Source organism: Pseudomonas batumici (genome assembly GCF_036585405.1).
Classification (GTDB): Bacteria; Pseudomonadota; Gammaproteobacteria; order Pseudomonadales; family Pseudomonadaceae; genus Aquipseudomonas; species Aquipseudomonas batumici.
Genome location: NZ_CP144470.1, coordinates 4673736 through 4685236, shown reverse-complemented (window position 1 = coordinate 4685236; position 11501 = coordinate 4673736). Strand labels below are relative to the sequence as shown.

General features: G+C 63.6%; 10 protein-coding genes. 5 read left to right on the top strand and 5 right to left on the bottom strand.

The window, feature by feature from the left end; translation table 11 throughout:
- The first annotated feature begins 14 nt into the window (after positions 1 to 14).
- Together NUH87_RS21355 and trmA are read left to right on the top strand one after the other, a co-directional pair.
- On the top strand, positions 15 to 1310 hold the full coding sequence (locus NUH87_RS21355; RefSeq protein WP_040071120.1) for an NCS2 family permease: 1296 nt from the start codon (positions 15 to 17) through the stop codon (positions 1308 to 1310).
- Positions 1307 to 2386 (top strand): tRNA (uridine(54)-C5)-methyltransferase TrmA, encoded by a 1080-nt coding sequence (gene trmA / locus NUH87_RS21350; RefSeq protein ID WP_040071121.1) that lies wholly within the window; start codon positions 1307 to 1309, stop codon positions 2384 to 2386. The genes NUH87_RS21355 and trmA overlap by 4 nt, the downstream gene beginning before the upstream one ends.
- A 101-nt stretch (positions 2387 to 2487) precedes the next feature.
- Here the strand turns inward: trmA and NUH87_RS21345 are convergent, their stop codons facing one another.
- From NUH87_RS21345 to NUH87_RS21335, 3 genes are read right to left on the bottom strand one after another with little or no spacing between them, the layout of a single operon-like run.
- Entirely contained in the window at positions 2488 to 3327 is an 840-nt protein-coding gene (locus NUH87_RS21345) for an amidohydrolase family protein (protein WP_338522579.1), read from the bottom strand.
- Between the two features lie 44 nt (positions 3328 to 3371).
- Positions 3372 to 4655, bottom strand: coding sequence for an MFS transporter (locus NUH87_RS21340; RefSeq protein WP_338522578.1), 1284 nt, complete (start codon positions 4653 to 4655; stop codon positions 3372 to 3374).
- A 41-nt stretch (positions 4656 to 4696) separates the two neighbouring features.
- Entirely contained in the window at positions 4697 to 5428 is a 732-nt protein-coding gene (locus NUH87_RS21335) for a GntR family transcriptional regulator (RefSeq protein WP_040071124.1), read from the bottom strand.
- Between the two features lie 263 nt (positions 5429 to 5691).
- Here NUH87_RS21335 and aroQ point away from each other — a divergent pair, with 263 nt between their 5' ends.
- Positions 5692 to 6132, top strand: coding sequence for a type II 3-dehydroquinate dehydratase (aroQ, locus tag NUH87_RS21330; RefSeq protein WP_040071125.1), 441 nt, complete (start codon positions 5692 to 5694; stop codon positions 6130 to 6132).
- A 5-nt stretch (positions 6133 to 6137) separates the two neighbouring features.
- The gene (locus NUH87_RS21325; protein WP_338522577.1) at positions 6138 to 6989 is read left to right on the top strand and encodes a shikimate dehydrogenase; all 852 of its coding nucleotides are present in this window, start codon (positions 6138 to 6140) and stop codon (positions 6987 to 6989) included.
- Between the two features lie 59 nt (positions 6990 to 7048).
- Here the strand turns inward: NUH87_RS21325 and NUH87_RS21320 are convergent, their stop codons facing one another.
- Together NUH87_RS21320 and quiC are read right to left on the bottom strand one after the other, a co-directional pair.
- Positions 7049 to 7726, bottom strand: a complete 678-nt coding sequence (locus NUH87_RS21320) for a TetR family transcriptional regulator (protein WP_338522576.1) — start codon at positions 7724 to 7726, stop codon at positions 7049 to 7051.
- Between the two features lie 184 nt (positions 7727 to 7910).
- The gene (gene quiC, locus NUH87_RS21315; RefSeq protein WP_338522575.1) at positions 7911 to 9821 is read right to left on the bottom strand and encodes a 3-dehydroshikimate dehydratase QuiC; all 1911 of its coding nucleotides are present in this window, start codon (positions 9819 to 9821) and stop codon (positions 7911 to 7913) included.
- A gap of 360 nt (positions 9822 to 10181) precedes the next feature.
- Between quiC and NUH87_RS21310 the strand changes: the two genes are divergently transcribed.
- Positions 10182 to 11438 (top strand): MFS transporter, encoded by a 1257-nt coding sequence (locus NUH87_RS21310; RefSeq protein ID WP_338526884.1) that lies wholly within the window; start codon positions 10182 to 10184, stop codon positions 11436 to 11438.
- The last annotated feature ends 63 nt before the right edge of the window (positions 11439 to 11501 follow it).

Genomic DNA, 11501 nt, shown 5'->3' with positions numbered 1-11501 from the left:
ACGGGGGAGCAGAGATGCTGGAAAGGCTGTTTCAACTCAATGCACACAACACCAATGTGCGCACCGAAATACTCGCGGGCGTCACCACCTTCCTGGCCATGGCCTACATTCTGTTCGTCAACCCGAGCATCCTCGGTGAAACAGGCATGGACAAGGGCGCGGTGTTTGTCGCCACCTGCCTGGCCGCGGCCATCGGCTCGACGGTCATGGGCCTGATCGCCAACTACCCGATCGCCCTCGCGCCGGGCATGGGCCTGAACGCCTTCTTCACCTACACCGTGGTCCTGCACATGGGCCATACCTGGCAGGTCGCGCTGGGAGCGGTGTTCATCTCGGCGGTGTGCTTCTTCCTGCTGTCGATCTTCCGCATCCGCGAATGGATCATCAACAGCATCCCGCTGCCGCTGCGCTCGGCGATTGCCGCCGGTATCGGCCTGTTCCTGGCACTGATCGCCCTGCACAACGCCGGCATCGTGGTGGGCAACCCGGCGACCATGGTCGGCCTCGGCGACCTCAAGCAACCGGCACCGATCCTCGCCACCCTGGGCTTTGCCGTGATCGTCGCCCTGGACGCCCTGAAAGTCCGTGGCGCGGTGCTGATCGGCATCCTCGGCGTGACCATCGTCTCGATCCTGACCGGCTTCAGCCCGTTCGGCGGCATCGTCTCGGCACCGCCGTCGCTGATCCCGACCTTCCTGCAGCTGGACATCAAGGGCGCCCTGGACATCGGCCTGGTCAGCGTGATCTTCGCCTTCCTGTTCGTCGACCTGTTCGACAACTCCGGCACCCTGATCGGCGTCGCCAAGCGCGCCGGGCTGATGGGCAAGGACGGCCACATGCCGAAAATGGGCCGCGCACTGATCGCCGACAGCACCGCCGCCATGGCCGGCTCGCTGCTGGGCACCTCGACCACCACCAGCTACATCGAGTCGGCGGCGGGCGTCAGCGCCGGCGGCCGCACCGGCCTGACCGCCATCGTGGTCGCCGTCCTGTTCCTGCTGGCGCTGTTCTTCGCCCCACTGGCCGGCAGCGTCCCGGCTTTCGCCACCGCACCGGCGCTGCTGTTCGTCGCCGTGCTGATGACCTCGGGCCTGGCGGAAATCAACTGGGATGACATCACCGAAGCCGCACCGGTGGTGGTGACGGCCCTGGCCATGCCCTTCACCTATTCCATCGCCAATGGCATCGCGTTCGGCTTCATTGCCTGGACCGCGGTCAAGCTGCTGTCCGGTCGCGGCCGCGAACTGAACTCGGCGCTGGTGATCCTGTCGATTCTGTTCGTGATCAAGCTGGGCTGGTTCAACGCATGACTTTCGATTCCAACACCTACACCGCCCAGCTCGAAGACAAGGTCGCGCGCCTGCGCGACCTGCTGGCGCCGTTCGACGCACCCGAACCCCGGGTGTTCGACTCGCCGCTGCAGCACTTCCGCCTGCGGGCGGAGTTCCGCCTCTGGCGCCAGGCCGGCGAACGCCACTACGCGATGTTTTCCCAGGACGACAAGCGTACCCCGATCCTGATCGAGGACTTCCCCATCGCCAGCCTGCGCATCAACGAATTGATGCCCCGGCTCAAGGCCGCCTGGCAGGCCAGCGCGCCCCTGAGCCACAAGCTGTTCCAGGTGGAGTTCCTGACCACCCTGGCGGGCGACGCGATGATCACCCTGTGCTATCACCGGCCACTGGACGAGCACTGGCAGACCGCCGCCGAGCAGTTGGCCGCCGACCTTGGCGTCAGCGTCATCGGCCGCTCCAAGGGCAAGCGCGTGGTGATCGGCCACGACTACGTGGTGGAAAAATTCGAGATCGCCGGGCGCACCTTCAGCTACCGGCAACCGGAGGGGGCCTTCACCCAGCCCAACGGCACGGTGAACCAGAAGATGCTCAACTGGGCCTATGAGGCCCTGGGCGAGCGTTCGGACGATCTGCTGGAGTTGTACTGCGGCAACGGCAACTTCACCCTGCCGCTGGCGACCCGGGTGCGCAAGGTATTGGCCACCGAGATCAGCAAGACCTCGGTCAGTGCCGCCCTGAGCAACCTCGACGAGAATGCCGTGGACAACGTCAGCCTGGTGCGCCTGTCCGCCGAGGAACTGACCGAAGCGCTGAACGAGGTTCGCCCGTTCCGCCGCCTGCACGGCATCGACCTGAAGAGCTATGAGTTCGGCAGCGTGTTCGTCGACCCGCCCCGTGCCGGCATGGACCCGGACACCTGCGAGCTGACCCGGCGCTTCGACAATATCCTGTACATCTCCTGCAATCCCGAGACCCTGGCGGCGAATATCGCGCAACTGCACGATACCCACCGCATCGAACGCTGCGCGCTGTTCGATCAATTCCCCTGGACCCATCACATGGAATCCGGGGTGTTGCTGACCCGTCGCTGAAACTGAACGCGTACCTTGTAGGAGCAGAGCTTGCTCGCGAAGAGGCCTTTGAAGCCGCCAAAAGCTTCGCGGGCAAGCACCGCTCCCACAGCCGCCCCGCCTCAGTCTTTGACAAACCCGAACAACTCGGCCGCCGTGTTGCACAGCAGGTGCTGGCGCAGCGGTGCGGCGCAGGCCAGACGGCGCAACCGCTCGAGCTCCGAGCAGACATTCACTTCGTGCTCATGCTGGGTATGCGGCCAGTCGCTGCCCCACAGCAAGCGGTCCGGTCCCAGGGATTGCAACATCAGCGACAAGGCCTTTTCCGCGAAATGCAGGTTTTCCATCGGCGTCCCGCCCAGCCGATAGATGCCCGAGACCTTGATCCACAAGCGCCCGCTTTGACCCGACTCAAGCAGACGGGCAAAGGCCGGTTGCCCGACGCCCAGTCGGGCATCGGGACGGCCGAAATGATCGATCACCACCTTGCAGCCCAGCGCCAGCAGCGGTTCGACCAACGCCGGCAGGTCCTCCAGTTGGCGGTGCACCTCGACATGCCAGTCGAGGCGGCGCAGATGCTGGAAAAACACCTGCCACGAGGCCTCGGCAAAGTCCGGCAGCGGCTGTCCCATCAGGTTCAGGCGCACGCCCGCCACGCCGAGCCCGGCCATCCGCTCCAGCTCCTCGAAGGCAATATCGCGCTCGACCACCACCACGCCGCGTAACTGTTCGGGTGCCTGCTGCAATGCCGCCAGCAGATAGCTGTTATCGGTGCCGAGGAAACTCGGTTGCACCAGCACACCGTGGCTCAGGTCGCTTTCCCGCAAGCGTGTCAGGTAGTCGGCCAGGGTGGCATCGTAATCCGGCGCATAACGGCGCACGGTCGCCAGCCCCAGACCGCGCTCGAAAACATGGGCATGGGCATCGATGCCGCGAATCGGCAATGGGCAAATCTCGGACATGGAACTCATCTATGGAAAAGTTGAATACAGGGGTCGTGGCGTTCTCAGGATAACTGGCCGGCATTGGCCCCCTTGGCCGGCACGGCGTCCGGCGTGACCTCCTGCAGGTTGCGGCCCCTGGTTTCCGGCAAGGCCAGCGCGGCCAGCACCGCCACGCCGTAGGCGATCCCCGCATCGATGCCGATGGCCGAGCCGAGGGACATCGACTCGCTCATATGCCCGACCATGAACGGAAACACCGCCGACAGCACCCGACCGAAGTTGTAGCAAAAGCCCACGCCGGCACCGCGGACATCCGCCGGATACAGCTCATTGAAGAACGAACCCAGGCTGGCCGGGATCCCGGCGGCGAAGAAGCCCAGGGGGAAGCCGAGGAACAGCATCTGGGTATTGCTCAACGGCAGGAACAGATAGCCCTGCACCGTGACCACGCAGCAGAAGGCGAAAAGGATGATGTTCTTGCGCCGACCGATGCGGTCCAGCAGCAGGCCGCTGACGATACAGCCGAACCAGAACGCGACGATGATCACCGCCAGGTAGCCGCCGGAACTCAACACCGAGAGGTTGCGTTCGGTCTTGAGGAAGGTCGGCAACCAGGTCATCACCGCGTGGTAGCCACCATGCGCCCCCAGGCCGAGAATCCCGCCCAGCAGCGTCACCCGCAGCAACTCGGGACGGAAGATCGCCGCCATCGAGGCCAACAGGCCACGGCCCTCGGCCTTCGCCTGGCGTTGCGTGCCGTCCGGCTCGACCACGCTGCGCCGCACATAAATCACCAGCAGCGCCGGCAACAGCCCCACCAGGAACATCACCCGCCAGGCCATCGCTTCGGGCACGAAGCTGTAGATCAAGGTGAACACCCCGACCGCCGCGCCCCAACCGATCGCCCAGGCGCTCTGTACCGCGCCCATGACCTTGCCGCGATAGCGCGCCTGGATGGTCTCGGCCATCAGCACCGCGCCCGCCGCCCACTCGCCGCCGATCCCGAAGCCTTGCAGCGCCTTGATGATCAGCAGCTGGTTGAAGCCGGTGACAAAGGCCGAGAGGAAGGTGAACAGCGAGAACCAGAGGATCATCCATTGCAACGTCCGGACCCGGCCATAGCGGTCGGACAGCGTGCCGCCCAACCAGCCACCGATGGCCGAACTGACCAGGGTCACGCCGCTGACCAGCCCGGCATCGCCCTTGCTCAAGGCAAAGGCGGCGATCAGGGCCGGGATCGCCAGGCCGAACATCTGCACTTCCAGTGCGTCCAAGGACCAGCCGCCAAAGCAGGCCCAGAATGTCTTGCGCTCCCTCGAGGTGATGTCGCGATACCAACTGAACATGATTTCTTATCCTTATAGGTAAACGGGGAGCCGCCCAGGGTTCAGCGAATCTCGACGCTGTAGCGGAAGTGCCGGGCATGGCCACGGGAGCGCCGCCACTCCAGCGGCTGGCCGGCGTAGTCGCGGGCCAGCCGCTCGATCACCACCACCGGGCTGTTGGCCTCGATCTGCAGCAGCCGGGCATGCACCTCACCCACGGCTTCGGCGGTGAGGGTTTCCTCGGCGCTGGCCACGACCTGGCCGCAAAGCGCTTCGTAGATCGGATAGAGCAACGGGCCCTCGCGGTCCAGATCGACCGTCAGCAACGCCTGGAACGGCGCCTTGGGCAGCCAGATTTCCTCGGCCAGCAGCGGCGTGCCTTCCAGCAACCGCAGGCGCACCAGGCAGATCACCTCGGCCTCGGGCGGCAGCCCCAGTGCCTGGCTGACCGCCGAGGGCGCGGGCAGGGAGTCGATATTGAGGATCCGGCTCTCGGGCATCTGGCGTTCACCGGCCAGGGTCTGGAAACGGAAAAACCGGAACAGCGAAGACTGGAACTGCGGACGGCGGACAAAGGTCCCACGGCCCTGATGACGTTCGAGGATGCCCTCCTCCACCAGCTTGTCGATGGCCTTGCGCACGGTGCCGATGGACAGCTGGTACTCGCCGGCCAACACCGCTTCGGTGGGAATCGCTTCACCCGGGCGCCAGCGGTTGTTGGCAATCTGCCGGGCCAGTTCGTCGCGCAGGCGTTGATAAAGGGGCAGGCGTTCGTCGCTGGAAAGGGCATTCATTTTTGTGGTTATCCAGTCATCTATATGAATTTTTTCCCGAGTATTCTCCTTGAATGAAACAGCGTCAAGCGCCCAGCCGATCACTGGTCGACCCGTGCCCTGAAAGATTTCCCGGGAACTGTTCGCTGATCGAACACTAAAGCGCGCGGTTTCTGCCTGGCGCGTGCTGTTCATTTGACTTGGATTAACCAGTTAGTACATTTTATTCCCACAGACCCGATTGCCTTTCGGTCCAAGCCAAAAACAACAACGGAGATCCCCTGATGCCCCCTATCGTCCTGGTGCTCAACGGTCCGAACCTGAACCTGCTCGGCGTGCGCGAGCCGGCCACCTACGGTCACGAAACCCTGGCGGACATTTCCGCACTGTGCGGTCGCGCGGCCACTGAACTGGGCCTGACCGTGGAGTTTCGCCAGACCAACCATGAAGGCGAGCTGCTGGACTGGATTCACGCTGCCCGTGGCCGTTGTGCCGGGATCGTCATCAATCCGGCGGCCTGGACCCACACCTCGGTGGCAATCCGCGATGCGTTGGTGGCCAGTGAATTGCCGGTGATCGAAGTGCACCTGTCCAACGTCCACGCCCGCGAGCTGTTCCGTCATCACTCATTTGTTTCGTCCATCGCCACCGGGGTGATGTGCGGGTTCGGCAGCCACGGCTATCGCCTGGCGCTGGACTATTTCAGCCAGAAATTGAAGGGGTAAGCAGGATGTCGCAAAAGAACGGAAGCGTATTGGCGGGACTGATCGGCGCCGGTATCCAGGCATCGCGCACCCCCGCCCTGCATGAGCGCGAGGGCGATGCCCAAGGGCTGCGTTACCTGTATCGGCTGATCGACCTGGATGCGTTGCAGTTGGACATCAACGCCCTGCCCGACCTGTTGCTCGCCGCCGAGCGCATGGCGTTCACCGGGTTGAACATCACCTTTCCCTGCAAGCAGGCGATTATTCCGCTGCTCGATGAACTGTCCCCGGAGGCACGGGGGATTGGCGCGGTGAATACGGTGGTGCTCAAGGACGGTAAACGGGTGGGACACAACACCGATTGCCTGGGGTTCGCCGAGGGCTTTCGCCGTGGACTCCAAGGGGTCGCGGTGGAGCGCGTGGTGCAGATGGGCGCCGGCGGCGCGGGCGCGGCGGTGGCCCATGCCCTGCTCGACGAAGGCGTACGGCAGTTGACGATCTTCGATGTCGACAGCAGCCGCGCACAAAGCCTGGCGGACAACCTCAACCAGCATTTCGCCGGTGGCCGGGCCAGGGCCGGCAGCGATTTGCCTTCGGCCATGGAGCAAGCGGACGGCCTGGTGAACACCACGCCGATGGGCATGGCCAAGCTGCCCGGCATGCCGGTGCCACTGGAGCTGCTGCGCGCCGAACTGTGGGTGGCGGAGATCGTGTATTTCCCACTGGAAACCGAACTGTTGCGCAACGCCCGGGCACTGGGTTGCCGCACGCTGGACGGCGGGACGATGGCGGTGTTCCAGGCGGTCAAGGCGTTTGAGCTGTTCAGCGGCGTAACGCCGGACTCGCAGCGGATGGTGGCGCACTTTCAGAGTCTGTAGGACTCGCCTCGCTGAGCTTTATGCAGGATAAAGCTCAGCACAGCTCTGTGTCCGGGCGCTCAGGCCTGCAAGTAGCGCAACACCGACTCGCAAATCATCTCCCGATGCCGCGCCTTGATCTGCTCGTCCGACAAGTCGACCTGGAAGATCTCGCCAAGGGTGTGGCGGTTCGAGACCCGATGGAAACAGAACGACGTCATCAACATATGCACGTCCAGCGGGTCCAGGCCGGCGCGGAACAGTCCCTGCCGCGCGCCCCGCTGGAGGATTTCCCCCAGCGCGGTCAGGATGGTGACGTTCAGCGAGCGAATCGCCTTCGATTGCTTGACGTACTCGCCCTTGTGGATATTTTCGATACTGACGATCCGGACGAAATCCACGTTGCGGTCGTGGTGGTCGAAGGTGAACTCCACCATCCGTCGAATCGCCTCCCGCGGTTCCAGCTCCGTCAGGTGCAGGCGGCTTTCGGTGCTGCGAATATCTCCGTAGAGCTTCTCCAGCACCTCGACGTACAGCCGTTCCTTGCTGCCGAAGTAGTAGTAGATCATCCGTTTCGAGGTATGGGTCCGCTCGGCAATCGCATCGACCCGCGCGCCGGAGAGCCCTTGCTGAACGAACTCGACAATCGCTTCCTGGAGGATGTTCTCGCGGGTCTTCTCGGGATTGTTCTTGCGACTCTTGCGCAGCACGACGCCCGAGGCGTCGGACGTGGCGGAAAGTTCTGAAGTCATAGTCATTCTGGGCTCACGGCCTTCTCAGCAGATGCCGACGATTATGAGCACTATCTCTCGTAGGAGCGAGCTTGCTCGCGATGAATGCAAGGACACCGCGTTTCTCCAGTGAGCCCGCGTTATCGTTGGCCTCCATCGCGAGCAATCGAGCGTCGACCGGCTGCTCCTACAGGGATGCGTGTCAGTCGGATTAAAGCCGGGCCTGGCGTACCCCGCCACTGCGGGACTTGGCCATCGCCGCCAGGCGCACTGCGACGTTCGCAGCCCCATACCCGGCATAGCCATTACGACGTTGCAGGATCTCGAAGAAGAACCGCCCCTCGAACGGCTCGGTATAGACGTGGAACAACTCTCCGCCCTGGGCATCGCGGTCATACAGCACGTTGTAGTAGGCCAGCTCGCTGAGGAACTCATCGTCAAAATCGAAGCGCGCCGCCAGATCGTCGTAGTAATTGAGCGGGATATCCAGCAACGGTACGCCCGCCGCTTTCGCCCGGCTGACCTCGGCGAAAATATCGTCACACTCAAAAGCGATATGGTGGACGCCTGAGCCGCGATAGCTCGACAGCGCATGGGAAATCGCCGTGTTGCGGTTCTCGGAAATGTTCAGCGGCAGACGGATCGAACTGCAGCGGCTGCGCAGTGCCCGGCTCTTCACCAAGCCATACGGATCGGGCAGCACCACCTCATCGTCGGCTTCGAAATCCAGCAGGCTCTTGTAGAACAGCACCCAGCTGTCGAGGCTGTCGGCGGGCAACGCCATGGCCATGTGGTCGATGCGCTTGAGCCCCGTGCGCGAAGGCGCGGCAGGCAGCAGATTGAAATCGGTGTCGTAGAGCGTCTGCCCAGTGGCGTCCTTGTCCACCAGGTAGATCAGGCTGCCATCCGGCGCCCGCACCGCCGCCAGCTCCAGTTCGTTCGGGCCGACCAGGCCGCGATAGGGCTGCCCCTTGTAGGCCACGGCCCGGGACAAGGCGCTGGCGCTGTCGTCGACCCGAATCGCCGTGGCGCACAAGGACGGGCCGTGGGCCTCGAAGAAACTGTGGGCAAACGAGTAGGGTTCGGAGTTGAGGATCAGGTTGATATCGCCCTGGCGCAACAGGCTGACGCTTTTCGAGCGGTGCTGCCCGGCCTTGGCAAAGCCCAGGCGTTCCAGCCAGTGGGTCAACTTGGCGCCGAGGCTTTCATCCACGGCGAACTCGAGGAACTCGATGCCATCGTTTTCGCTGACCGGTGGCGGCGCGAACAAGATGTCCAGGTTGGCCGGCGGTTCGGCCTCTTGCGCCAGGCGCTCGCGGGTTTTCTCTTCCAGGTACAGCAACGAACGCAAGCCGTCGGCGGCATTGGCCCGAGGCGGCGCGGCGCGGAAACCGTCGTTGAAGATTTCCAGGGACAGCGGCCCCGTGTAGCCACTCTTGATGATCGGTGCGAGAAATCCGGGCAGGTCGAATTCACCTTGCCCCGGGAAGCAGCGGAAATGTCGGCTCCACTCCAGGACGTCCATGGCCAGGATCGGCGCATCGGCCATTTGCACGAAGAAGATCTTGTCGCCGGGAATCTGCGCGATGGCGCTCGGATCGCCCTTGAGCGACAAGGTGTGGAAGCTGTCGAGCAACACCCCGAGGCTCGGATGATCGGCCTTGCGGACGATGTCCCAGACCTGTTGGTAGGTATTGACGTGCCGGCCCCAGGCCAGGGCCTCGTAACCGATACGCAGGCCACGGGCGCCTGCGCGCTCGGCCAGCAGGTGCAGGTCGTCGACCAGGATCTGTTGCTCACCCACGCTGTCGGCCGACGCATTGCTGCACACCAGCACCAGGTCGGTGCCCAGCTCCTGCATCAGATCGAACTTGCGCTCGGCGCGTTCCAGGTTGCGCGGCAGGCGGTCGCGGCGGCAGCCTTCGAAGTCGCGAAAAGGCTGGAACAGGGTGATGGCGATGCCGAGGTCCGCGCACATCTGGCGGATTTCCCTAGGGCTGCCGTCGTAATACAGCAGGTCATTCTCGAAGATTTCCACGCCATCGAACCCGGCGGCGGCAATGGCTTCGAGTTTTTCCGGCAAGGTGCCGCTCAGGGAAACGGTGGCAATGGAACGCTGCATAGGTGGACTCCCGGCAGTGGGCTTTTTGTTGTGAAGACGAGCCTGTCCCTGGGGAGCGGCGCTTCGTGAGCGCTCCTTCAAGGCAGCCAAATTATCGAGGCGGGAAAGACATACATCAATCAAAGTGTACGAACCAGTTAGTTTTGTGTGCGATTATCGACCACAATGACCTCCGGCGAATTGACGGTTTTTTGCCCACTGCGCACCATCATCCCAGCCAAGGCAGTGCTTCAAACGCTCCAGAAACACACCCAGACAATTCCAAAAAACGGGTAATCGCTCATGCTCTCGACTTCACAAAGCTCCCCTGTCACCCAGGGCAGCACCCGCGGCGGTATCGCCGACAAGATTCGCGGCGCCATGGCCGTCGGCACGACCCGCTGGGGCATGCTGGCCCTGGTGTTCTTCGCCACCACCCTGAACTACATCGACCGCGCCGCCCTGGGCGTGATGCAGCCCATCCTGTCCAAGGAAATGAGCTGGACGGCGATGGACTACGCCAACATCAACTTCTGGTTCCAGGTCGGCTACGCCGTCGGGTTCGTCCTGCAGGGACGGCTGATCGACAAGATCGGTGTGAAGCGGGTGTTCTTCTTCTCCGTGCTGTTGTGGAGCCTGGCGACCGGTGCCCACGGCCTGGCAACTTCGGCGGTGGGCTTCATGGTCTGCCGGCTCATTCTCGGCCTGACCGAAGCCGCCAACTACCCGGCCTGCGTGAAAACCACCCGCCTGTGGTTCCCGGCCGGTGAACGCGCGGTGGCCACCGGTATCTTCAATGCCGGGACCAATGTCGGGGCGATGTTCACCCCCATGTTGTTGCCATTGATCCTGCAGGTCTGGGGCTGGCAGGCGGCGTTCCTCTGCATGTCGGCGCTGGGTGGCGTCTGGCTGGTGTGCTGGGGCCTGAAATACTTCGACCCGCAAGAGCACCCCTCGGTGAAAGCCTCGGAACTGGCCTATATCCAGCAGGAAGCCGAACCGGTTCAACCCGGCGTGCCCTTCTCGCGGATCCTGCGCATGCGCGGCACCTGGGCCTTCGCCCTGGCCTACTCGCTCACCGCACCGGTGTTCTGGTTCTACCTGTACTGGCTGCCGCCGTTCCTCAACCAGCAATACAACCTGGGCATCAGCGTGACGCAAATGGGCATCCCGCTGATCATCATCTACATGACCGCCGACTTCGGCAGCGTCGGTGGCGGCATCCTCTCCTCGTTCCTGATCGGTCGCGGCATCAACCCGATCCGCGCCCGCCTGCTGTCGATGCTGCTGTTCGCCTGCTGCATCGTCGGCGTGGTGATGGCCGCCGGCGCCAGCCACCTGTGGGTGGCCGTCGCGGCAATCTCCCTGGCCATCGGCGCGCACCAGGCCTGGACCGCGAACATCTGGAGCCTGGTGATGGACTACACCCCCAAGCACATGATGAGCACGGTGTTCGGTTTCGGCGGCATGTGCGCGGCCGTCGGCGGCATGTTCATGACCCAACTGGTGGGCTACATCCTGACCGTCACGAACAACAACTACGCCGTGTTGTTCACCCTGATCCCGGCGATGTACTTCATTGCCCTGACATGGCTGTACTTCATGGCCCCGCGCAAGATCCCCAACCTGGCGGACTGATCGGCCCTCCACGGGGGCCTGGTTCCAGGCCCCCGTACCGGCAACCGCCGACCGGCTGCCCTC

Excerpts from the sequence above, each read along its gene's own strand:
- NUH87_RS21355 (WP_040071120.1), top strand. The coding sequence starts at position 15 with ATGCTGGAAAGGCTGTTTCAACTCAATGCACACAACACCAATGTGCGC.
- trmA (WP_040071121.1), top strand. The coding sequence starts at position 1,307 with ATGACTTTCGATTCCAACACCTACACCGCCCAGCTCGAAGACAAGGTC.
- NUH87_RS21345 (WP_338522579.1), bottom strand. The coding sequence starts at position 3,327 with ATGTCCGAGATTTGCCCATTGCCGATTCGCGGCATCGATGCCCATGCC.
- NUH87_RS21340 (WP_338522578.1), bottom strand. The coding sequence starts at position 4,655 with ATGTTCAGTTGGTATCGCGACATCACCTCGAGGGAGCGCAAGACATTC.
- NUH87_RS21335 (WP_040071124.1), bottom strand. The coding sequence starts at position 5,428 with ATGAATGCCCTTTCCAGCGACGAACGCCTGCCCCTTTATCAACGCCTG.
- aroQ (WP_040071125.1), top strand. The coding sequence starts at position 5,692 with ATGCCCCCTATCGTCCTGGTGCTCAACGGTCCGAACCTGAACCTGCTC.
- NUH87_RS21325 (WP_338522577.1), top strand. The coding sequence starts at position 6,138 with ATGTCGCAAAAGAACGGAAGCGTATTGGCGGGACTGATCGGCGCCGGT.
- NUH87_RS21320 (WP_338522576.1), bottom strand. The coding sequence starts at position 7,726 with ATGACTATGACTTCAGAACTTTCCGCCACGTCCGACGCCTCGGGCGTC.
- quiC (WP_338522575.1), bottom strand. The coding sequence starts at position 9,821 with ATGCAGCGTTCCATTGCCACCGTTTCCCTGAGCGGCACCTTGCCGGAA.
- NUH87_RS21310 (WP_338526884.1), top strand. The coding sequence starts at position 10,182 with ATGGCCGTCGGCACGACCCGCTGGGGCATGCTGGCCCTGGTGTTCTTC.